Origin of the sequence: Micromonospora chalcea, assembly GCF_028768405.1 — a bacterium.
In the GTDB taxonomy this organism is placed as follows: domain Bacteria; phylum Actinomycetota; class Actinomycetes; order Mycobacteriales; family Micromonosporaceae; genus Micromonospora; species Micromonospora chalcea.
In genome coordinates this window covers 4683811-4705252 of sequence record NZ_CP118233.1, presented here as the reverse complement: position 1 = coordinate 4705252, position 21442 = coordinate 4683811, and the positions used below count along the sequence as shown (strand labels likewise).

The 21442-nt window shown below is 72.5% G+C and carries 19 protein-coding genes; 10 read left to right on the top strand and 9 right to left on the bottom strand.

All coding sequences use genetic code 11. The features are described 5' to 3' along the window. From PVK74_RS20885 to rplI, 3 genes are read left to right on the top strand one after another with little or no spacing between them, the layout of a single operon-like run. On the top strand, nucleotides 1–528 hold the full coding sequence (locus PVK74_RS20885) for a single-stranded DNA-binding protein (RefSeq protein WP_018788497.1): 528 nt from the start codon (nucleotides 1–3) through the stop codon (nucleotides 526–528). Nucleotides 529–569: 41 nt separating this feature from the next. Further along, a complete protein-coding gene (gene rpsR, locus PVK74_RS20880) occupies nucleotides 570–809 on the top strand; it encodes a 30S ribosomal protein S18 (protein ID WP_007073789.1) in 240 nt (79 codons plus the stop codon). Nucleotides 810–823: 14 nt separating this feature from the next. Beyond that, nucleotides 824–1270: a 50S ribosomal protein L9 gene (gene rplI / locus PVK74_RS20875; protein WP_013289354.1), complete on the top strand. Its 447-nt coding sequence runs from the start codon at nucleotides 824–826 to the stop codon at nucleotides 1268–1270. A 92-nt stretch (nucleotides 1271–1362) separates the two neighbouring features. Here rplI and PVK74_RS20870 read toward each other — a convergent pair whose 3' ends face one another. Beyond that, the gene (locus tag PVK74_RS20870) at nucleotides 1363–3090 is read right to left on the bottom strand and encodes a hypothetical protein (RefSeq protein WP_274477046.1); all 1728 of its coding nucleotides are present in this window, start codon (nucleotides 3088–3090) and stop codon (nucleotides 1363–1365) included. A gap of 397 nt (nucleotides 3091–3487) precedes the next feature. On the opposite strand from PVK74_RS20870, the gene dnaB reads away from it, so the two are divergent. Next, complete coding sequence (gene dnaB, locus PVK74_RS20865; RefSeq protein ID WP_043327703.1) at nucleotides 3488–4897, top strand: replicative DNA helicase; 1410 nt, start codon at nucleotides 3488–3490, stop codon at nucleotides 4895–4897. 6 nt (nucleotides 4898–4903) lie between these two features. On the opposite strand, the gene PVK74_RS20860 is transcribed toward dnaB, so the two are convergent. From PVK74_RS20860 to PVK74_RS20840, 5 genes are read right to left on the bottom strand one after another with little or no spacing between them, the layout of a single operon-like run. Further along, nucleotides 4904–5665 (bottom strand): maleylpyruvate isomerase N-terminal domain-containing protein, encoded by a 762-nt coding sequence (locus tag PVK74_RS20860; RefSeq protein WP_233607869.1) that lies wholly within the window; start codon nucleotides 5663–5665, stop codon nucleotides 4904–4906. A 26-nt stretch (nucleotides 5666–5691) separates the two neighbouring features. Further along, on the bottom strand, nucleotides 5692–6084 hold the full coding sequence (locus PVK74_RS20855; protein ID WP_174536204.1) for a TFIIB-type zinc ribbon-containing protein: 393 nt from the start codon (nucleotides 6082–6084) through the stop codon (nucleotides 5692–5694). A 23-nt stretch (nucleotides 6085–6107) separates the two neighbouring features. After that, the gene (locus PVK74_RS20850) at nucleotides 6108–6740 is read right to left on the bottom strand and encodes a phosphoribosyltransferase (protein ID WP_069089303.1); all 633 of its coding nucleotides are present in this window, start codon (nucleotides 6738–6740) and stop codon (nucleotides 6108–6110) included. Next, nucleotides 6737–8080, bottom strand: a complete 1344-nt coding sequence (locus tag PVK74_RS20845) for a glycosyltransferase 87 family protein (RefSeq protein ID WP_274477045.1) — start codon at nucleotides 8078–8080, stop codon at nucleotides 6737–6739. Before PVK74_RS20845 ends, PVK74_RS20850 begins: the two co-directional genes overlap by 4 nt. Nucleotides 8081–8120: 40 nt before the next feature. Continuing rightward, a complete protein-coding gene (locus PVK74_RS20840; RefSeq protein ID WP_420800502.1) occupies nucleotides 8121–10616 on the bottom strand; it encodes a putative bifunctional diguanylate cyclase/phosphodiesterase in 2496 nt (831 codons plus the stop codon). Nucleotides 10617–11286: 670 nt separating this feature from the next. On the opposite strand from PVK74_RS20840, the gene PVK74_RS20835 reads away from it, so the two are divergent. The 5 genes from PVK74_RS20835 to PVK74_RS20815 all read left to right on the top strand — a co-directional run bounded on the left by PVK74_RS20835 (nucleotide 11287) and on the right by PVK74_RS20815 (nucleotide 17224). Next, entirely contained in the window at nucleotides 11287–14271 is a 2985-nt protein-coding gene (locus tag PVK74_RS20835) for an AfsR/SARP family transcriptional regulator (RefSeq protein WP_274477044.1), read from the top strand. Nucleotides 14272–14507: 236 nt separating this feature from the next. Further along, nucleotides 14508–14999: a cyclic pyranopterin monophosphate synthase MoaC gene (gene moaC, locus PVK74_RS20830; RefSeq protein WP_113974493.1), complete on the top strand. Its 492-nt coding sequence runs from the start codon at nucleotides 14508–14510 to the stop codon at nucleotides 14997–14999. Beyond that, the gene (locus PVK74_RS20825) at nucleotides 14972–15466 is read left to right on the top strand and encodes a MogA/MoaB family molybdenum cofactor biosynthesis protein (RefSeq protein WP_274477043.1); all 495 of its coding nucleotides are present in this window, start codon (nucleotides 14972–14974) and stop codon (nucleotides 15464–15466) included. Before moaC ends, PVK74_RS20825 begins: the two co-directional genes overlap by 28 nt. Nucleotides 15467–15503: 37 nt before the next feature. After that, on the top strand, nucleotides 15504–16763 hold the full coding sequence (locus PVK74_RS20820) for a molybdopterin molybdotransferase MoeA (RefSeq protein WP_274477042.1): 1260 nt from the start codon (nucleotides 15504–15506) through the stop codon (nucleotides 16761–16763). Between the two features lie 35 nt (nucleotides 16764–16798). Continuing rightward, nucleotides 16799–17224 (top strand): molybdenum cofactor biosynthesis protein MoaE, encoded by a 426-nt coding sequence (locus PVK74_RS20815; RefSeq protein WP_187693504.1) that lies wholly within the window; start codon nucleotides 16799–16801, stop codon nucleotides 17222–17224. Nucleotides 17225–17228: 4 nt separating this feature from the next. On the opposite strand, the gene PVK74_RS20810 is transcribed toward PVK74_RS20815, so the two are convergent. Both PVK74_RS20810 and PVK74_RS20805 read right to left on the bottom strand, forming a co-directional pair. Continuing rightward, nucleotides 17229–18650, bottom strand: coding sequence for a glycosyltransferase 87 family protein (locus tag PVK74_RS20810; RefSeq protein ID WP_043327708.1), 1422 nt, complete (start codon nucleotides 18648–18650; stop codon nucleotides 17229–17231). Nucleotides 18651–18855: 205 nt separating this feature from the next. Further along, a complete protein-coding gene (locus PVK74_RS20805) occupies nucleotides 18856–19401 on the bottom strand; it encodes a DoxX family protein (RefSeq protein WP_030499461.1) in 546 nt (181 codons plus the stop codon). A 135-nt stretch (nucleotides 19402–19536) separates the two neighbouring features. Here PVK74_RS20805 and PVK74_RS20800 point away from each other — a divergent pair, with 135 nt between their 5' ends. Beyond that, the gene (locus PVK74_RS20800) at nucleotides 19537–20085 is read left to right on the top strand and encodes a GNAT family N-acetyltransferase (RefSeq protein ID WP_274477041.1); all 549 of its coding nucleotides are present in this window, start codon (nucleotides 19537–19539) and stop codon (nucleotides 20083–20085) included. Nucleotides 20086–20098: 13 nt separating this feature from the next. On the opposite strand, the gene PVK74_RS20795 is transcribed toward PVK74_RS20800, so the two are convergent. Beyond that, nucleotides 20099–21334, bottom strand: coding sequence for an ATP-binding protein (locus PVK74_RS20795; RefSeq protein WP_064448072.1), 1236 nt, complete (start codon nucleotides 21332–21334; stop codon nucleotides 20099–20101). Nucleotides 21335–21442: the final 108 nt, after the last annotated feature.

The window sequence follows — 21442 nt, the reverse complement described above, 5'->3', positions numbered from 1 at the left end:
GTGCGCGAGGAGATGGTCATGGCAGGAGACACCACCATCACGGTCATCGGCAACCTGACCGATGACCCCGAGTTGCGTTTCACCCCCTCCGGCGCGGCGGTCGCCAAGTTCCGGGTCGCTTCGACGCCCCGCTTCATGGACAAGGCCTCCGGCGAGTGGAAGGACGGCGAGCCGCTGTTCCTCTCGTGCACGGTCTGGCGCCAGGCCGCCGAGAACGTCGCCGAGTCGCTGCAGCGTGGCGCTCGGGTGATCGTGTCCGGCCGGCTGCGTCAGCGGTCGTACGAGACCCGTGAGGGTGAGAAGCGCACCGTCATCGAGCTGGAGGTCGACGAGATCGGCCCGTCGCTGCGCTACGCCACGGCGAAGGTGCAGAAGATGTCCCGCTCCGGCGGCGGTGGCGGCGGCTTCGGTGGTGGTGGCGGCCAGGGTGGCGGCGGAGGCAACTTCGACGACCCCTGGGCCTCTGCTGCCCCCGCCCCCTCCCGCGGTGGTTCGGGCGGAAACTTCGACGAGGAGCCTCCGTTCTAATGGCGCCGAGCGCCCGCGATCGCAAACCAGGAGCACGAGCAATGGCTAAGGCTGCGGCACTTCGCAAGCCGAAGAAGAAGGTGAACCCGCTCGACAAGGACGGGATCACCTACATCGACTACAAGGACACCGCGCTGCTGCGCAAGTTCATCTCCGACCGCGGCAAGATCCGCGCTCGGCGGGTGACCGGCGTGACCTCGCAGCAGCAGCGGCAGATCGCCCGTGCGGTCAAGAACGCCCGCGAGATGGCGCTCCTGCCGTACACGGCCACGGCCCGCTGAGAGGAGGCACGGACATGAAGATCATCCTCACTCAGGAGGTGTCCGGCCTCGGCTCTCCGGGCGACATCGTCGAGGTGAAGGACGGCTTCGGCCGTAACTACCTGCTGCCGCAGGGCTTCGCGATCGCCTGGACCAAGGGCGCGGAGAAGCAGGTCACGGTCATCAAGCGGGCCCGCTCGGCCCGCGAGATCCGCGACCTGGGCCACGCCACCGAGGTCAAGACCCAGATCGAGGGTCTGAAGGTCAACCTGAAGGCCCGCGCCGGCGACGGCGGCCGGCTCTTCGGCTCGGTCACCCCGGCCGAGATCGTCGACGCCGTCAAGGCCGCCGGCGGCCCGACCCTGGACCGCCGCCGGCTGGAGCTGCCCGGCCACATCAAGGCGCTCGGCTCCTACCCGGTCAGCATCCGGCTGCACCCCGAGGTGACCGCCAAGTTCGACCTGAACGTGGTCAAGGGCTGACACCCGTAGCACGACGCGAAGGGCCCGCACCGGACACCGGTGCGGGCCCTTCCGCATCTCCGTCACCACGGCCCCGGCCGCACCTCCGGGTCTCAGCCGAGGGGGTTGCCGGTCACCGCGCTGATCACCACGGTCGACAGACCACCGCCCACCACGGCAGCCGCCAGCGCCACCGTCGCCGCCCGCCAGGTCGTCCCGACCTGCCGTAGCAGCACCGCCACCACCAGGCTGCTCACCAACGCCAGACCGAACCGCGGCGCCGCCGACACCAGCGAATCCAGGGCATGCGTACGCGGCGAGTCGCAGCCGCCACCGGTGATGTCGGTGACGCAACCCTCCGGCGGCTGACCGCTCAGGAACAGCAGACCGACGAGTAGCAGCACGGCCGGGACCAGATAGCAGGCCACCGTGTAGACCAGAGGCCGCAGCGGACCGCCCGGATCCGGATCCAGCAGGTCGTCTTCCAGCCGCCGGCCCCACGAGCCGCCACCGATCGTCTCCACCCGCCGGCGCAGCGTCGACCCGGCCGGCGCCACCGGCCGACCGCGCGGCACGGCACGCGGACGCGGAGCCGAGTACGCCACCGCCGGTGACCTCGGCGCCGACGGCGGTGTCTCCATCCACCGCGGATCGTCCCCGGCCAGCCGGGTACCCGACCAGAACGCCTCGGCCCGCTCCGGTGACGCCCATCCCTCCCGCACCGGCGGAGCCGTGCGATCCCACGGATCGACCTCGTCGCGCACCGGCTCCAGATAACCGGTGTCGGTGAACCGGTCCCACTCGCCCGTGTGCTCCGTGCGGTCCCACCGGCGTTCCGCCTGCTCCCAGCGGCCACCGGGCGCCGACCGGCCCCAGGCGTGCACGCCCGACGCGTCCCACGGGTCGACCGCAGGCGGCGGCTCCGGCGGCTCACGGTCGGCCGCCCGACGCCGCTGCCAGGGATCCGCCGCCGGCCGGGACTGCTCCGAACCCGACGGGGCCACCGACCGCGACCAGCCCGTCTCCGAAGCCGCCGAGGACGACCAGCCCGGCTCCGAAGCCGACCGGCCCGACGACGCCGACCGCGACCAGCCCGACTCCGACTCCGACGCCGGCCGCCGCAACTCCGGCACCGCCGACGCGGGCCAGTCGGCATCCGACGCGGCCGGACGGGACCGGTCCGAGCCCGCAACCGCCGAACGCGACCAGGCGGAGTCCGACGCCACCGGCGGCGGCCAGGAAGAACCCGACGCCGAACGACGCCGCCCGCCCGGCCGCCCGCTGTCCCGCGCGGGTTCCTCGTCGCCCGAGCCCGCCGAATCCGGCAGCCCGGACCAGATCACCTGCGGACGCCGGGTCGCCGCGCGACGGGGACGACTACGCGGCGACACCCCCGACACCGGCTCGTCGTCCGAGTCGGCACGCCTGTTCCCCACGTACCCCCGCTCCTGGGGGGCGTCCATCGTCCACTCGGCAGTGTGGTCCGACAACGGACCCGCACCTATCGCCCGCGGCTCGGGCCGATCGCGCCGACGGCGGCCCGCCTCCGTGCGCCGGCCACCCTCGGACGACGGCGTCTCGACCTCGATCTCGTCGTCGGGCGCCGCGTGCCGCCCGCCACCGTCCGCGCGGCTCACCCCGGACTCCAGAGCCCAGCGGGGAAGGTAGGTGTCCACCGGCTCGTCCTGGCCGCGCTCGATCGCCCGCCGCCGACTCGGCGTGCGGTAGCTCTCCGGCGCGTACGAGTCGGCCCGGCGCGGCCCGGCGGGCTCGTCCCAGGAACCGCTCGGCCGTCGCTCGCGCGGGCTGTCCTCCCCGCTTCCCCAGTCCCGGTGTCTCACGGCCGGAGCGTGACCTCTCTCAACCCGAAAGTAAACCCGCTGTCCCAGGTGTCGCCGTTCGCAGCGATAGTACGGGACGAACGACGACAAAGCTCAGCCGGAAATCTTCCGTCCACAGGGTGGGGACAGTAAAAGCGCAGGTCAGAGGCGATACGCCCGGAATTCCCCATCACTTTTCCACACCCTGTGCACACCCTGCGCACATGCCGGTCCCCAGGCGTCCACAGGTTGTCCCGAGGCTCATCCACCGGCCTTGTTGAGTCGCTGACCTCGGGTTCCGTATCGTGGTCCCCCCGACCGCCGGGCGATGACCCCCGATCGACCGGAGGGGTCGGCGGAAGTTGTCACACCCCAGCGATAGAGCTGGACTCGATCCGACGCAGCAAGGGGGGCACCCGTGTCGGTCACCGACGAGGCGCGTACGGAACGGACCGGGGGGCAACCGTCGTCCGAGCCGCCGCCGCCGCGCGACGCGCCGTTCGAGAAGACACCACCGCAGGACGTGGCCGCCGAGCAGTGCGTACTCGGCGGCATGCTGCTGTCCAAGGACGCCATCGCGGACGTCGTGGAGATCCTGAAGACCAACGACTTCTACCGCCCCGTCCACGCCACCATCTTCGACGCGATCCTCGACATCTACGGACGCGGCGAACCCGCCGACCCGATCACCGTCGCCGCCGCGCTCGCCGACTCCGGCGACCTCGCCCGCATCGGCGGCGCGCCCTACCTGCACACGCTCATCGCCAGCGTGCCCACCGCCGCGAACGCCGCCTACTACGCCCGCATCGTCGGGGAACGGGCGGTGCTCCGCCGCCTGGTCGAGGCCGGCACCCGGATCGTGCAGCTCGGCTACGGCACCGGGCCGAGCGGCAGCCGCGACGTCGACGACATCGTCGACCTCGCCCAGCAGGCCGTCTACGAGATCACCGAGAAGCGCGTCAGCGAGGACTTCGCGGTCCTGGCCGACATGCTGCAGCCCACGCTCGACGAGATCGAGGCGGTCGGCGCCCAGGGCGGCGTGATGACCGGTGTGCCGACCGGCTTCACCGACCTGGACCGACTGCTCAACGGCCTGCACGCCGGCCAACTTATTATCGTGGCCGGCAGGCCTGGTTTGGGCAAATCAACCGCATCTATGGACTTTGCCCGAAATGCGGCGATCCGGGCCAACCAGGCGTCGGCGATCTTCTCGCTGGAAATGAGCAAGGTCGAGATCGTCATGCGACTGCTCTCGGCCGAGGCGCGCGTACCGCTGCACGTCCTGCGCAGCGGGCAGCTCTCCGACGACGACTGGACCAAGCTGGCCCGCTGCATGGGCGAGATCAGCGAGGCACCGCTCTTCGTCGACGACACCCCGAGCATGAACCTGATGGAGATCCGGGCGAAGGCGCGGCGGCTCAAGCAGAAGCACGACCTGAAGCTGATCGTGGTCGACTATCTCCAGCTGATGACCTCACCGAAGCGCACCGAGAGCCGGCAGCAGGAGGTCGCGGACCTGTCCCGTGGCCTGAAGCTGCTGGCCAAGGAAGTCGAGTGCCCGGTGATCGCGGTGAGTCAGCTGAACCGTGGCCCGGAGCAACGCACCGACAAGCGCCCCCAATTGTCCGACTTGCGTGAATCTGGCTCGATTGAGCAGGATGCGGACGTTGTTATCCTTTTGCACCGCGACGACTACTACGACAAGGAGTCGCCGCGCGCGGGCGAGGCGGATTTTATTGTTGCCAAGCACAGGAATGGGCCGACCGACACGGTGACGGTTGCCGCCCAGTTGCACCTGTCGCGCTTCGTGGACATGGCGATCGTCTGAGCGGCGTCAGCCGAGCAGCGGGAACCAGCCGGCGGCCTCGCCCAGCTCCAGCCGGTCCCGGTCGGTCAGCGGCACCCGGCCGGCGGCCTTCAGCAGGTACTCGTGGTCGTCCCAGCCGGCCGGCCGTACCGCCTCGTCGCTGAGCAGCCCGTCCATCGTGGTCACCGCGACCCGCGTCGGGTCCGCCGCCGGCAGCGGCGCGTCCGGCAGGTCCACCACCAGGTCGAGGTGGTGGATGACCGCCTCGGTGGTCAGGGTGGCGAGCAGATGGGGTACGCGCAGCACGTGACCCTGGGTGGTCACGTACCCGTCGGGGTCTATTGCGGTGGCCGCGCGTACGGCGGCGGGCGCGGTGTCGGACCAGAGCCGGACCACGCCGGTGGGCCGGTCGAAGGCGACGGCGGAGCGGCGTGCCCACCAGGCGTGCCGGGCGCTCGCGTCGTCGTCGCCGGGAGGGAACGCGCGCCAGTAGCTGACGTCGTCCACGTCGGGCGGCCCGGGTGCGGGGCTGGCCAGGGCGACGAGCGCGCGCTGGGCGTCGCAGAGCACGTGGAAGAGCAGGTCGGCGACGAGCCAGCCGCGGCACCGGGTGGGGCGTTGCAGGGCGGCGTCGTCGAGCGGGGTGACCACGGCGGTGATGCCGTCGTACGCCTGGGCCAGCGCTTCGTGCTGCCGGATCGGGCTCATGCCGTGCAGCCTGCCACGGCGCGCCGCGCCCGGCACGGTGAAGAAGTACGACGACGGGCACGCCGGGTCGATGCGGCGCACCGGCCCGGCGTGGGCGACGTCGGCGGTCAGTCGAACAGTTCGCCGAGGAAGCCGTGCTTCTTCTTCCGGCGGTAGTGGCCGTGGTAGCCGTAGTGCTGCTGGCCGTGGCCGTACGCGGGCTGGGCGTAGCCGTGGCCGGGCGGCGGCGGAGGAGGGGGCGGGGGGACGGCGCCGTAGCCGGGCTGGTGCGGCGCGGCGGCGGGCGGGGGCGGCGGGGGTGGCGGGTAACCGGCGCCGGACGGCGCGGGCTGCCGGGCGCCGCCGTGCTGCTGGTTCCAGTTGGCCTCGGCATCGAACAGCTTTTCCAGCTCGCCGCGGTCGAGGAAGATGCCCCGGCATTCGCCGCACTGGTCGATGACTACTCCGCTGCGCTCGTACTGGCGCATCTCTCCGCGGCACTTGGGACAGGTCATCTGCATGACAACGACGGTACCGGGTGTTTTCACGCAGCGGCGGTCAGCGCCTGCGTGACCTCGTCGTCGGTGACCTCGTGGAAGTCCTCGTAGTACGCGCCGACGGCGGCGAAGTCGGGCGGGAGTTGGCAGCTCACGACCGTGTCGGCTTCGGGCGCGAGCATCTCGTACGCCTGCTCGGAGCCGACCGGGACGGCGACGAGGACGCGGGCGGCGCCGAGGTGGCGGGCGACCTGGACGGCGGCGCGTGCGGTGGCGCCGGTGGCGAGTCCGTCGTCCACGACGACGGCGGTGCGTCCGGTCAGGTCCAGCGGCGGGCGGCCGCCGCGGTAGCGCTGTTCGCGGCGTTCCAGTTCGGCCTGTTCGCGGCGGCGGACCTGGGCGCGGTCGTTCTCGCTGATCCGGCCGGCGACCATCTCGTTGAGGATCTGCACGCCGCCGGGGCCGAGCGCGCCGTACGCGACCTCGGGCGCCCAGGGCACGCCGAGCTTGCGGACGACCAGCACGTCGAGGGGGGCGCCGAGCCGGTCGGCGATCACCCGGGCGACGGGTACGCCGCCGCGGACCAGGCCGAGCACTATGACGTCGGGTCGGCCGGCGAGGTCGGTCAGACGTTCGGCGAGTTGCCGTCCCGCCTCGGCCCGGTCGCGGTAGGTGGTCATCCCTCAGGTGTACGCCTTCCGGCCGCATCGCGCGGGGCGGTTGCCGGGAATGCCGTCGGGTCGCCTGGTCGGGTGAGCGCCAGCGCCGGGGCGAGCACGAGCAGCGCGATCGGGTAGAGCAGGTAGCCGAAGCGGGTGGAGGGCATGAGCAGGATCGCGGCGAGCAGCCCGTACCCGCAGATGATCGTGGTGGCGGCGGCGGTGCGCGGCGGGCGGCGCAGCAGCCGGACGGCGATGGCTCCTCCGGCGGCGACGAGCAGCGCGGCGGCGACCGCCCGGCCGGCCGGGAGCGTCTCGGCGATCAGGTGGCCGGGGAAGGGTGACTGGGCGGGGCTGGTGACCAGGCCGTGGCCGAGGGGGAAGCGCAGCACGTTCTCGACGAGGGCTTCGCGGTCGACGAGCAGCACCGGGATCAGTGCGAGGACTGGTAGGCCGAGGGCGCCGAGGGCGGTGCGCAGGGTGGCCCGCCTGGTGGCGGCCCAGAAGAGCAGCACGAGGGCGATCGGCCAGGCGAAGAGTTTCAGCGCGCCGGCGGCGCCGACGGCGAGACCGGCGCGGCCGGGTCGGCCGGTGGCGGCGAGTGCGAGGGCGAGCAGGCAGAGCGCGAGTACGGGTAGGTCGTCGCCGCCGGTGGCGAGGGTGAGCGCGCAGACGGGCAGGACGGTGGCGGCTTGAACGGCGCGCAGTACGGCGGCGTCGCGGCGGGGCGCGGCCGGGCCGCCGCTTGCGCGCAGTGTGGCGACGAGGGCGATCACTGTGAGCGCGGTGACGACGGCGAACCAGACGCGGGCGTCGGTCCACCAGGCGTCCACCGCGGCGCGGGGCAGCCCGAACAGGGCCATGCCGGGCTGGTAGGGGGTGTAGCCGAGGAGTTGTTCGCCGGGGGGCAGCGCGGCGATGGCGTCGGGACCGAGGTAGGGGGTGCCGTGCTCGGCGAGGCGGGCGCCGGCGTGTTCGACCACGATCACCTCCTCCTGGGCGCGGTCGGTACGCCCGCCGGCCCGTTCGAGGCTCTGCGTGACGATCGGCAGCAGCGCGGTGGTGGCCCAGGTGATTCCGGTGACCGTCCAGCGTGCGGGCAGCGCGGCCAGGGGTGTTCCGGGGGCGCGGTGGCGGGCGAGCAGTTGCGTGGTCGCGGCGAGGGTGGCGAGCGCGTACCCGATGGTGGCGACGGCGCCCCAGGCGCGGTGCGGCGGCAGTGTGGAGGTGGCGGCGGTGACCGCGGCGAAGACGGCGGCGGCGGCGTAGAGGCCCAGGTCGAGGGCGAGACCACCGGCTGCGGTGTCGAGTGCCGACCAGCGGCGGGAGACGGTGGTTGCGGGGTCGGCGTGGGCGGTCACGCGGGCCAGTCTGGCAGACCGGCGCGGTGGCCCGGCGGGGTCAGGGTTGCCGGGAGTCGCCGGCGGCGGACGGGTTGGGGCGGGTGCGGGCGCCGCCGGCGCGGCGTCCGGGGAGGCGGATCACGGCGCCCGCGTCGTGCAGTGCCGGGGCGAGCGCGCCGGTGCGGCCGCCGTGGCCGCGCTGGAGGCTGGCGAGCAGCGCGGCGGCGGGCAGTGGCCGGGCGAACAGGTGGCCCTGGCCGGCGGCGCAGCCGAGTTCCCAGAGGGCGCGGCGCTGGGGTTCGCTCTCCACGCCCTCGGCGACGACTGTGAGGTTGAGGCTGCGGCCGAGGTCGAGGGTGGAGCGGATGACGGCGGCGGCCTCGGGCGCGGTCTCCATGGCGGTGACGAAGCTGCGGTCGATCTTCAGTTCGTGTACGGGGATGCGGGAGAGCAGGGAGAGCGACGAATATCCGGTGCCGAAGTCGTCGAGCGCCAGGCGGACGCCGGAGTCGCGCAGGCGGCTGAGGACGCGGTCGACGACGTCGAGCTGGCTGAGCGTGAGCGTCTCGGTGAGTTCCAGCACGAGCCGGTCCGGCGGGAGGTCGTGGGCGCGCAGCCGGGCCAGGACCGCGCCGGGGAAGCGGGCGTCGAGCAGGCTGCGGGGTGACACGTTGACCGAGACGGGCAGGTCGAAGCCGGCGTCGCGCCAGGAGCCGGCGGCGATGAGCGCCTGGTCGAGGATCGCCTCGGCGAACGCGGGCAGCAGGCCGGAGCGTTCCACCGCTTCGAGGAAGCGCAGTGGGTCGATGAGCCCGTGGGTGGGGTGGTGCCAGCGGGCGAGGGCCTCCGCGCCGATCACCTCGCCGCCGGCGAGGTCGACGATGGGCTGGAAGTTGACTGTGAACTCGTGGTCGGCGACGGCGCGGGGCAGTTCCCCGCCGAGGGTGAGCCGGCTGAGGTCTGCGGTGTCGCGGGCGGGGGCGTAGGTGGCGAGTCGTTGGCCGGCGCGTTTGGCCTGGTACATGGCCACGTCGGCGCGGCGAAGCAGCTCGGGCATCCCGCCGGTGGCGGGGGCGACGGCGATGCCGCCGCTGGCTTCCACGCTGATCCGCATGCCGTCCACGTCGAGCGGGTCGTGCAGGGCGTTGAGCAGGGCCTCGGCGCGGTGGGAGGCGACGGCCGGGGCGGGCAGGCCGCGCAGCAGCACGGCGAACTCGTCCCCGCCGAGCCGGGCGACCAGGTCGTCGGGGCGGGCGGCGTCGCGCAGCCGCTCGGCGACCTGGATCAGCACCTGGTCACCGGCGCCGTGGCCGAGGGTGTCGTTCACTTCCTTGAAGTGGTTGAGGTCGATCAGCACCAGCGCGGTGACGCCGTCGGCGTGCCGGGTGGTGAGCTGGGCGCTGCCCTCGTCCAGCAGGTGACGCCGGTTGGACAGGTCGGTGAGGGCGTCGTGGGTGGCGGCGTAGGCGTGGTCCTCGGCGATGCGGGCGAGTTCGGCGTACGCCTGGGCGTTGCGGACCGCGGTGCACAGGGCGGAGGCGAAGGTACGCAGGGTGTACTGCTCGCGCTCGGAGAGTTCGACCGGACCGGCGAACCGTAGCCGCAGCACGCCGAGGTCGTCGGTGCGGTTGTGGCCTTCCAGCGCGACCGGCATGACCCGGCCGTCGATGTCGCTGGGCTGGGGCGACGTTCCGTCGTACGCGATGCCTGCGGCGTTGCCGCGGACGGTGCGTCCGCCGTCGCGCAGTTCGATCTCGATCTCGTCGGCGGAGAAGAGTTCGCTGGCTTCGGTGACTGCGGTGGTCAGCACCTGGTCGAGGTCGACCACGTTGAGCGCGTCGGTGGCGCGGGCGAGTCGTTGCCACGCCTGCTGCTCGGTGCGGGTGCGGATCCGCGTGGAATAGGCCAGGTGGAGGCTGAGCACCAGTGCCGGCACGGCGAGCAGCAGCCGGGGATCGGCCCGCAGGATGAGTACGGTGCAGGCGGCCACCAGGAAGCGGACCGCGAAGCCGGCCACCCGCAGGTCGAGGTCGGTGCGGAACTGCCGCACGATGGGCGTGCCGGACGCGAGCGCGATGACCGGCATCGCGAGTAGGTCGTCGAGCACGGCCGCGACGAGGTAGACGACTCCGAGCAGCAGAACGATCTGGAGCGGCTCGCGGGGCGGCCACGCGTTGCCGAGCAGCAGGATGACGAGAGCGCTGCCCCCGGCGACCAACGTGTGCTTCGCGACGCCGAATGCGGTCTTGATGGGCGCGAGTCGCGTGACCGAGCCGCAGGCTACGCCGATGCCGGTTGCCAGGATCAGCCAGGAGGCCGGCGCGACGGCGAGACCGACGACGATCGCAGTCTCGACCCAGGCGAAGGCCACTGTGGTCGACCGGATTCGCACCGGCGTCTTGATGACTGTGGCCAGGGCGACCGTCACCACCAGGGCCGTGACGGTGACGAGGTCACGTACGGAGTCCGGTGGCTCTGTCCAGACGGCGATCAGTGCGGCGAGCGCGACGAACGTCGCGCACACGCTCAAGACGGACACGATCACGCGCAGCATGGGTTCGACGGCTTGTCGGCCGTCCGCTGTTCGGCTCAACCGGCATCACCCGCCGCTCACCGTCGGAATGCGATGAGCGGCAGCCTACCCCTTCGCCGGAAATATGAGAACTCTCAGTTCCATTCGGTGCTACGCATTTTGCCGCCTCCTCGGATATCGAAACGGGTCGTGGTTGCTTGATGACCAAAAGGTTCGTCAGTTCCATTCGGTGCTGCGCATTGTCACGACCCTCCTCGCATATCTCTCTTGGCGCTTCGTGGCGCCCCCTGTCTTGGAAGAGCAGGTTAGAGCGTAGGTAGGGCGATAAGGAAGCATTAATGTCGGTATGCGCAATATAAGTAACTATTGCGGAGTAAATGACGTTGTGTCCACGGGGTGTATGCGGAGCGGAGCCGATCGTCTCCTTCATGTACCCGCGTAGTCGCTCAGCGCCATGGGAATGGCCTGAGGAGCCTTACGTCGCCTGTAGCGTCGTCGTGGCGGCGGAACATTACAACCGTGCTTTGGGCGGCTTTCACCGCCGGGTCGGACGAGAGTGGTGTCGGTGTGCGAGACCGCTGCCGGGGCAACGGGTTTGTGACTAATCGATTACGCTCCCGTGTGCCCGTGGACAAGAGCCGACTGGGGCCGGAACAGCAGCATGGAAATCCAAGTGGTCGGTGGTCTGGCGGTGCGGATCGGCGCCGCGGGCCTTTCGCTTGGAACCCCCAAACAGCAGCTGGTTCTGGCGCTGCTGGTCGTGCGGGCCAATCAGTTGGTCCCCATGCACGACCTGGTGGACGAGTTGTGGCCCGACGATCCGCCTCGCTCCGCGATCGCCAATGTTCGGACCTACGCCGGCAACCTGCGTCGCAGCCTCGACTCGTACGCGGATGACAGGCTCAGGATCGTCCGTGAGCCCGGTGGCTACCGACTCCTCGCCGACGAGAGCCTCATCGACCTGTACCGGCTGACCGCGCGCTGGCGCCACGCTCGGGAACTGATGCGGGCGGGAGCGCCGGCGCAGGCGGTCCCGTTGCTGGAGGATGTGGGCGCCGCGGCGGCCCCGCTGCTCGCCGGGCTGACGCTGGGGCCGGTGCTGACCGCCCGGCGAGAGGCCGCGAGCCAGGAACGCCGGGCAGCCCTGGAGTCGCTGGCGGAGGCGCATCTCATCCTGGGGCGCCCGGAATCGGCGGCGTCGCTGCTGCGTGAGGAGGTCTCGCGTCAGCCTCTGTGGGAGCGCGCGCAGTGTCTCCTGATGCGTGCCCTCACCGCGGCCGGTGATGCGGGTGGCGCGCTGGCCGTCTACCGCGCCGCGCGCGAGGCCCTCACCGGCGAACTGGGCGTGCCGCCCAGCGAGGAGATGGAGCAGTTGCGGGTCGCGGCCGCCCTCGCCCGTCGGCGGGTCCCGAACTCCGTCACCGAGGCGGAAACAATTCGGAAAAGATCCCGTACGCATGACTGGCTGCCGCGCACGGTGCCGGATTTCGTCGGCCGGAAGGAAATTGTCGATCGCTTGTTGCACGACGTGCGCGAGCGGTCCGGCGGAGTCCCGACGATCCGCCTGATCGACGGCATGGCGGGCTGCGGCAAGACGACTCTCGCCCTGCACGTGGCCTCGCGGTTGGCCGAACGCTTCCCCGACGGGCAGCTCTTCGTCGACCTGCGCGGGCACACCGAGGACACGCGGATGACGCCTACCGCAGCGCTTGACATCCTTCTTCGCCAAATGGGTGTGCCGGCGGGCCGGATACCGATGGAACTGCCCGATCGATTGGAAATGTGGCGGCGAGAACTCGCCACGAGGGCCGCGATGGTGGTGCTCGACAACGCCGCCGACAGCCGGCAGGTCGAACCGCTGCTGCCCACCTCCGGGCCGGCGGTGGTGCTCGTCACCAGCCGGCGTCGCCTGCTGGCGCTCACCGAACGGCCGCCGGTGTCCCTCGCCGTTCTCTCCGAGCCCGAGGCGCTGCAACTGCTCACGACACTTGTCGGGGACGGGCGGGTGACAGCCGAACGGGAGGCCGCACGCCGCCTGGTCGGCATCTGCGGCTGTCTGCCCCTCGCGGTCAGGCTGGCCGGCACCCGCCTCGCTCACCGGCCGGACTGGCGGATCTCCGATCTCGTCGACAGGTTGAACGACAGATCGATGATCCTTCCCGGTCTCCGGACCGAGGCGCGGAGCGTGATCGAGGCGTTCGCCGAGTCGTACGAGCCGCTCGACGAGGCGTGCAGGAGAACCTTCCGATCCTTCGGGCTGGTCACCGGCGGTCACCTCGACACCGCCATGGTCGCCGCCCTAAACGATCTGCCGTGGCGGGAGGCGGCGGACGTCCTCGACGAACTGGTGGACCGCAACCTCGTGCAGGAGACCGCGGCGGGCCGGTACCGCCTGCACGATCTGATGAGGCGGTACGCCGCCGAGTTGGCCCGGGAGGAGGACGAGCGGCCGGCGCGCCACGCGGCGGTACAGAACCTGTTGGATCACCTGCTGCACTCGGTGGTGCGGGCCTCGGCGCAGACCGAGGACAGCGGCGTACTCGCGCTGCACCTGCGGCTCGGGGAGCCGCGCCGCGCGGACCTGCTCGTCGGACGCGAGCACGGCGATCTGGACTGGCTGGAGGACCAGCGCCTGAATCTGATCGCCTTCGCCCGCCAGGCGGCTGAGGAGGGCCATGAACCGATGGCCTGGCGGCTCGCGCGCGCCAGCTGGCGCTTCTTCTACACCCGGGGCTACTTCGACGACATCTCGGTCACCCACTCCGCGGGTCTGGCAGCGGCCCGACGGTGCGGAGATCGGCACGCCGTGGCTCTCATGCACAACTACCTCGCGTCGGCCTGTGTGCGTACCGGCGCTTTCCAGGACGCCTCCACCCACCTGCACGAGGTCGTCTCGATCCTCACCGGGCTCGGGGACGCAGCGGGCGCGCAGCGGGCGCGGTTCAACCTCGGCGTGGTGTACTGGCTCACCGGTCGACTTCAGCAGTCGCTGGAGATCAACCGCCTGACTCTGCGCAGCAACGTGCTGGACACCCTTCCCGTTCTGCCCAACCTCGGCCTCACGCTCCGCTGCCTCGGCCGGTACGACGAGTCGATGGCCGTTCACCGGCTCCACCTCTTCGTCGCGCGCACCAGGCAGGACCCGTTCCACATGTCGAACGCGCTGGGGCACCTGGGAGGCGTCAGGTACCGGCTCGGGCAGAACGCGCAGGCCGAGCGCCTGCTACGCGCCTCGCTGGCGCTCCGGGACCGCACCGGCAGCGGCTTCGCCCGCGCCGAGACGATCAGCGACCTCGCCGGGACCTACCGCCAGCTCGGCCGCTACGAGGAGGCGTTGCGGCATCATGAAGCCGCCATCGAGGCCGCCGCCGCTTCCGGTGAGCAGCAGGTCCAAGCCGAGGCGCGCAACGAGCTGGCCGTCACCCTGCGAGCCGTCGGCCGAGGCGGGGAGGCCGCCGCCGTGCTCGAGGAAGCCCTCGCCATCGCCACCCGGATCGCCCACCCGTACGAGCAGGCCCGCGCCCTCAGCGGTTTGGCGGAGCACCTGGTGGACGAGCAGCCGGTCGAGGCGCGACGGTACCGGCAACGGGCCCTGGCGATCTTCGAACGGATGGGCGCCCCGGAGCGTCACGAGTTGCGGCGGCAGCTCGCCGCGATGCCGTCACCACCGACCTGACCCGCCTTATCGATTTCTTATCGCAGCGTTCGTTAGCGTCCCGCCATCGGCCACGGGGAGGGCTCACCGCCAGGGTGGGCCAGGCCGAGCGAAGGCCCCCACCGCCAGTTCCCCCCAGCGAATCGGCGGTGGGTAGGTGAGGGAGGGGCGTCGTGGATCTGCACCCGACACGGCGCTCCTCCCCGCCGACGGCCGGGAGCACGCGCGTCGTCGTACCCGGCGGATAGGGTCGGGCCGTGACCGAACCCGCGCAGCTCACCCACGTCGACCCGGCCGGCGCGGCCCGGATGGTCGACGTCTCCGCCAAGCCGGTCTCGGGCCGGCTCGCGGTCGCCGCCGGCCGGCTCCGCACCACCACCGAGGTGGTCGAGCTGCTGCGGCGCGACGGCCTGCCCAAGGGCGACGCGCTGGCCGTCGGCCGGCTCGCCGGCATCATGGGCGCCAAGCGCACGCCCGACCTGATCCCGCTCTGCCACCCGATCGCGCTGCACGGCGTCACCGTCGACCTCGACCTGACCGCCGACACGGTCGAGATCACCGCCACCGCGAAGACCGCCGACCGGACGGGCGTCGAGATGGAGGCGCTGACCGCGGTGGCGGTCGCCGGCCTCGCTCTCATCGACATGGTGAAGGCGGTCGACCCGGCCGCCTCGGTGGAGGCCGTCCGGGTGCTCCGCAAGGAGGGCGGCAAGACCGGCGAATGGGTCCGGCCGGAGGACCGGCCGTGATCCGGGCCCGGGTGATCGTGGCCTCCAACCGTGCCGCCGCCGGGGTGTACGAGGACACCAGCGGCCCGCTGCTCGTGACCGGCCTGCGGGAGCTGGGCTGCGAGGTCGACCCGCCGGTGGTGGTGCCGGACGGCGATCCGGTCGGTGAGGCGCTGCTCGCCGCCCGCGAGGAACGTGTGGACGTGGTGCTGACCAGCGGTGGCACGGGCATCACCCCGACCGACCGCACGCCCGAGGTGACCCGTGCGCTGCTCGACTACGAGATCCCCGGCATCGCCGAGGCGATCCGCGCGTACAGCCGCGACACCGTGCCGACCGCGGTGCTGTCCCGCGGGCTGGCCGGGGTGACCGGCCGGACGCTCGTGGTCAACCTGCCCGGCTCGCGGGGCGGCGCCCGCGACGGCCTTGCGGTGCTCGGGCCGATCCTGCGGCACGCGGTCGACCAGCTTCGCGGCGGCGACCACTGAACCCGCGGGCCACGTGCCCCGGCGCTAGGCTCGCCGGATGAGCACGGAAACCGAAGCCGCCGCGGCCGAGGCGGGCACGCCACCACCGGCCGGGTGGGAGGAGGCCCGCTCCCGGGTGTACGCGGTGGGCCTGTCCGCCGCGCTCCCCGCCGTCGCCCGCCCGCTGGCCGAGGCCGACGGGCACACCCTCGCCGAGCCGTTGACGACGCGTACCGACCTGCCGGCGTTCCCCACCTCCAGCGTGGACGGCTGGGCGGTGCGGGGCCCGGGGCCGTGGCGGGTGGTGGGCCGGTTGCTCGCCGGGCACACCGCCGCGCCGCTGGAGGCCGACGGCAGCACCGTCGAGATCGCCACCGGCGCGATGGTTCCCGAGGGCACGACGGCGATCCTGCGGATCGAGGAGTCGGCCCGCACGGCGGACGGCCTGGTGACCGGCACGCCCCGCCCGGCGCCGGAGTGGCGGGAGCCGGGCGAGGAGGCGTACCTCGGGGAGGAGCTGTTGCCCGCCGGCACGCCGGTGGATCCGGCGGTGCTCGGCCTGGCCGCCTCCTGCGGGCACGACACGTTGCGGGTCCGCCGCCCACCCCGGGCCGCGCTGCTGGTCTTCGGCGACGAACTGCTCACCTCGGGTCCGCCCGGCGCGGGGCGGGTCCGCGACGCGCTCGGCCCGTCGGTGCCCGCCTGGCTGCGCCGTTACGGCTGCCAGGTGCGTACGGCCGACGTGGTCGGCCCGGTTGCCGACACGCTGCCCGCGCACGTGGCGGCGGTGCGTGGCGCGCTCGCCAACGCCGACCTGGTCTGCACCACCGGCGGCACCATGCACGGGCCGGTCGACCACCTGCACCCGACGCTGGAGGCGCTCGGCGCCGACTACGTGGTCAATACGGTGGCGGTGCGCCCGGGCTTCCCGATGCTGCTCGCCCGGCTGGTGGGCGACGACGGGCGGGTGCGGTTCGTGGCCGGTCTGCCGGGCAACCCGCAGTCCGCGGTGGTGGCGCTCGTGTCGCTCGTCGCGCCGCTGCTCGCCGGTCTCACCGGCCGGCCGATGCCGGTGCTGCCGCACGTGACGCTGGCCGAGCCGATTCCGGGGCGCGGCGACTACACCCATCTGGCGCTGGCCCGCTGGGACCGGGTCGCCGGCACGGCGTACCCGGTGCGGCACGTCGGGTCGGCGATGCTGCGCGGTCTCGCGGGCGCGGATGGTTTCGCGGTGATCCGGCCCGGCGCCAGCGGCGCGGCCGGCGACCGGGTGCCGCTGGTGCCGCTGCCGCTGACCCCCGGGGAGCGTGCCGGGTGAGCGCGACGAACGAGCCGACGGGAGACGTCGTGACGGTGCGGGCAGGCGTGGTGCTCGGCGCGGTGACCGACCGGCCGCTCGACCTGGCCGCGCACGAGGCGGCGGTCGCCGACCGCCGGGCCGGCGCGGTGGTCTCCTTCCAGGGCGTGGTCCGCGACCACGACCACGGGCGGGGGGTCACCCGGCTGGAGTACGAGGGCCACCCCACCGCCGAGGCGGTGCTGCGTGAGGTGGCGGCCGAGATCGCCGCCGACCCGGCGGTCTACGCGGTCGCGGTGTCGCACCGGATCGGCCCGCTGGAGATCGGCGACGTGGCGCTGGCGGCGGCGGTCAGCACCGCCCACCGGGCGGCGGCGTTCGCCGCGTGCGCCCGGCTGGTCGACGAGGTCAAGGCGCGGCTGCCGATCTGGAAGCGGCAGGTCTTCGACGACGGCACCGAGGAATGGGTGAACTGCCCCTGAGTGCTCAGCGCCGGCCGGCGAGCGCGGCCGCGCGGCTGAACCGGTCGTGGTAGAACGCGGGCTCGGCTCCCGGACGCCACGGCAGGGCCGCCACCAGCACGATCAGCGCGATGGCCAGGGAGTTCTCCATCAGCGCGCCGAACAGGCCGTCCTGGTAGTGGGACACCTCGGGGAGTTGGTGCTCGTACGGCCAGATCGGTGAGATCAGGAACAGCAGGTAGAGCCCGAGCGCGCCGACGCCGTGGCGGAGCCCGGTCAACGTCGGGTACCAGATCGGCGGGCGCAGCGCCGGCACACCGTTGGCCGAGGGGCCGCTGCCGCGCAGGGGCAGGCCACGGCTGGCGTCGCGGCGGCGTACCGCGGCGTCGGCCAGCACGATGATCGCCGGGATGACCCAGATCAGGTGGTGCGACCAGGAGATCGGGCTGATCACGTTGGCGGTGAGCCCGACGAGTGTGAACGCGGTCAGCTCGTCGCCGTCGGCGCGGGCGCTGATCGCGCGGGACAGGCCCAGCGCCAGGAGCAGCACCGAGAAGGCGAGCCAGAGCAGGCCGGGCGTCTCGATCGAGTCGTAGAGCCGCGCCAGCAGCCCGGCGAGCGACTGGTTGGCGGTCATGTCCGCCGCGCCGACCCGCTCGGTCTGCCACAGCACGCTCGTGAAGTACGCGCGGGACTCCTCACCGACCAGGCCGAACGTCGCGATGGTCACGCCGATCGTGGTGCCGACGGCGGTGAGCGCGGCGCGCCACTGCCGGGTCAGCATCAGGTACGCGACGAACAACGCCGGGGTGAGCTTGACGGCGGTGGCGAGCCCGATGCCGACGCCCGCCCACGCGCCGCTGTAGACGAAGCGGGCCAGCGGCGAGTCGGCGGTCTCGTGGTGGGTGCCCCGCTTGGCGCGCCAGCGCAGGCCCACCATGTCGGCCATGACGAGCGCGAACAGCAGCAGGTTGACCTGGCCGTAGCCGAGCGTCTCCCGGGACGGCTCGATGGCCACCGCGAGCGGGGTGGCGATGCCGACGGTGAACCAGAGCGGCCAGCCGAGCCGGTCCACGATGGGGCGCAGCAGCGCCGCCAGGACGACCGCGAGCGCGGCGATGCTGGCCAGGGCGTTGACGAAGCCGGCGCCGTCGACGGGCAGCCAGGACATCGGGAGCATGACCACACCGGCGAACGGTGGATAGGTGAAGCCCAGTGTCGTCGACGGCGCGACGAAGTCGTACAGCTCGTTTCCGCTGGCCCACCACACCACCGCGCCGTGGTAGATCTTCATGTCGAAGAAGTTGTACGGCCGTCCGAAGGCGCCGATGGCCAGCCACGCGGCGTACGACACGGCGGCCACGATCCCGAGGCGCACGACGGTCCGGCGGTCGACGCGGGAGGTCGGGGCGAGGCGGTTGGTCCGTCTACCGACTGACGTCGGCATGGCGTGGCCACCCCCGTACCAAGGTCGTCGTACCCGTCCAGGTCCAGAACGGAGCCTAGAACGGCGCCTCACGTTGCTGCCTCCCGCGTTACGCGACCGTGTCCGATCCCACACGTGTTTGCGACATTTCCACCGCGTTAACGGGTCTCGGACGGTTCAGGTGATTGGTGGCCTTGCGGGGGGTGGTGGCCGTACGAAAGGGGTGTCAACCAGGGATTCGGCGGGCGGCCGCCGCGGAGCGTACGGCGATCTTCGCATCGCGGCGGGCGGTGCGGACCGCGCGCGTGACCGACCGGCGCGAGTGGTCGATCCGGTGGCCGGCGCGCCAGCGCAGCCCCGGCTTGCCCTCGGTGTCGGCGGCGGCGAGGAGGAGGCCACCGAGCAGGCCGAGGTTCTTCAGGAAGTGGACCTGGTTGTTGTTGCGCGCCGCCGGGTCGTCGTTGTTCCAGAAGGCGTGACCGGCGGCGGTGGTCGGGATCAGAGAGCCGGCGAGCACCAGCGCGGCCGGACGGGTGAACCGGCCGGTGGCCAGCATCAGACCGCCGACGAGCTGGGTGGCGGCGTTGGCCCGGATGAGCGACACGGTGTCGGTGGGGATGCGCGGGTGCACGTTGCGGATCAGCGGGGCGACCTTCCCGGTGACCGGCTCCGCGGCCTGCACCAGGCGTTCCGGGTTGCGCAGGTTGCGGGCGCCGCTGACCACGAAGATGCCGCTCAACATGACTCGGGCGAGGGAGCGCACGGGCTTCATGGCTCAGTCTTACCCCGTCGGGGGCGTCGTCATCCCCGCAACACACGAAAGGTATCGGCCGACGTGGACGTCCGGACGGTATCGATTTCAGCGACCGTCGCGGATGGACCGGTCGCGTTCGGTAAGGTCGCGCGGGTGACGACGCTGCGACTACGCCCGGAGGGCCCCGCCGACGAGCCGGCGGTGGCCCGGGTGCTGGCCGCCGCCTTCGCCCGGCCCGACGTGGCCACCCCGCCGGAGGTCGGCCTGGTCGAGGAGCTGCGGCACAGCCCGGCGTGGATTCCCGAGCTGGCCATGGTCGCCGAGTACGGCGGCGAGGTGGTGGCGTACGCGCTGCTCACGCGCGTCGACGTACGCACCGACGACGGCCGCGTGTGGCCGGCGCTGGCGCTGGGCCCGGTGGCTGTGGCACGGCACCGGCAGCGGCTCGGTCACGGCACGGCGGCGGTGCAGGCGGCGCTCGACGCCGCGACCGAGCTGGGCGAACGGCTGGTGGTGGTGCTGGGCGACCCGGCGTACTACCGGCGGTTCGGGTTCGGCCCGGCGGACCGGCTGGGCCTGACCAGCCCGTGGTCCGGGCTGGGCGAGCCGTGGCAGGCGCTGGTGCTGCCGCCGTCGGCGAGCGAGGAACCGCCACCGCCGTCCGGCGAGGTGGTCTTCCCACCACCGTGGTCGCGGGTCTGAGCGGTCGCGGCCGTCACGCGGGCTGGGTGCGCAGGTAGCGGCCGAAGTGCGGGACGGTGAACGCCACGGTCCCCCGCTCGCCGGAGTAGATCAGCCCCTTCTTGATCAGCGCGTCGCGGGCCGGGGAGAGGCTGGCCGGCTTGCGGCCGAGCGCGCGGGCGATCTCGGCGGTCGGCACCGCGGCGTCCATGTCGTCGCGGCTGCCCTCCTCGCCGTCCACCAGCGCCAGCGTCGCCATGGCGCGCATGTACTCGCGTTCGGCCGGGGTGGCCCGCTCGAACCGGGAGCCGAAGAACCCCACCGCCAGTTCCGCCTCCGCCTCGGGCGCGGCGACCCGGACGTCCGCCGCGGTGATCGGCGAGCGGGGCGCGTGGTCCCAGGTGGCCTTGCCGTACGCCTGGACGAAGTAGGGGTAGCCGCCGGACTTCTCGTAGAGCAGGTCGAGGGCCTTCTGCTCGTACTCGACCTCCTCCCGCTCGGCCGGCGCGCAGAGCGCCTGGTCGGCGGCGATCCGGTCGAGCCGGTCGATGCGCTGGTAGCGGTAGAGCCGCTCGGAGTAGGACTTGGCGGCGCTGAGCACCGCGGGCAGGTGCGGCAGTCCCGCGCCCACCACGATGAGAGGCGCGCCGAGTTGGGACAGCTCGTGGCAGGCGGCGCAGAGCGCGGAGACGTCCTCGGCGCCGACGTCCTGCATCTCGTCGATGAAGATCGCGATGCCGGTGCCGACGTCGGTGGCGACCGTCGCCGCGTCGCTGAGCAGTTCGACCAGGTCGATCTCGATGTCGCCGGAGTCGGCGCGTCCGCTGCTCGCGGGCACGTCGATGCCGGGCTGCCAGCGGTCGCGCAGCTTGGGCGCCGCGCCGCCGCGCCCGGTGGGGGCGGAGCGTTGCGCGAAGGCCTTGAGTACGCCGAGGAAGGCGTCGATCCGGTCCGGGGCGCGGTGCCGGGGCGCGAGTTCGCGGACCGCCATGTGCAGCGCGGCGGCGATCGGGCGGCGCAGCGACTGGTCCGGCCGCGCCTCGATCTTGCCGGTGCCCCAGAGGTGGTTGATCGCCTCGGACCGCAGCGTGTTGAGCAGGACGGTCTTGCCGACGCCGCGCAGCCCGGTGAGCATCAGGCTGCGTTCGGGCCGGCCACGCGCGATGCGTTCCAGCACCACGTCGAACACGTCCAGTTCCCGCCCCCGCCCGGCGAGTTCGGGCGGGCGCTGGCCGGCGCCCGGCGCGTACGGGTTGCGGACCGGATCCACGAATCGCACAGTATCGGCTTCTCTAGCGGCCAGGCTAGACGTGCGTAGAGGCGGCTACCGCGTGTCGGTCTCGACATAAAACTAGGGCTGTCTAGCGTGGAAGCTAGA

Excerpts from the sequence above, each read along its gene's own strand:
- PVK74_RS20820 (WP_274477042.1), top strand. The coding sequence starts at position 15,504 with ATGAGCACGGAAACCGAAGCCGCCGCGGCCGAGGCGGGCACGCCACCA.
- PVK74_RS20855 (WP_174536204.1), bottom strand. The coding sequence starts at position 6,084 with ATGCAGATGACCTGTCCCAAGTGCCGCGGAGAGATGCGCCAGTACGAG.
- PVK74_RS20810 (WP_043327708.1), bottom strand. The coding sequence starts at position 18,650 with ATGCCGACGTCAGTCGGTAGACGGACCAACCGCCTCGCCCCGACCTCC.
- PVK74_RS20805 (WP_030499461.1), bottom strand. The coding sequence starts at position 19,401 with ATGAAGCCCGTGCGCTCCCTCGCCCGAGTCATGTTGAGCGGCATCTTC.
- PVK74_RS20825 (WP_274477043.1), top strand. The coding sequence starts at position 14,972 with ATGGGTCCGGCCGGAGGACCGGCCGTGATCCGGGCCCGGGTGATCGTG.
- rplI (WP_013289354.1), top strand. The coding sequence starts at position 824 with ATGAAGATCATCCTCACTCAGGAGGTGTCCGGCCTCGGCTCTCCGGGC.
- PVK74_RS20850 (WP_069089303.1), bottom strand. The coding sequence starts at position 6,740 with ATGACCACCTACCGCGACCGGGCCGAGGCGGGACGGCAACTCGCCGAA.
- PVK74_RS20840 (WP_420800502.1), bottom strand. The coding sequence starts at position 10,616 with ATGCTGCGCGTGATCGTGTCCGTCTTGAGCGTGTGCGCGACGTTCGTC.
- rpsR (WP_007073789.1), top strand. The coding sequence starts at position 570 with ATGGCTAAGGCTGCGGCACTTCGCAAGCCGAAGAAGAAGGTGAACCCG.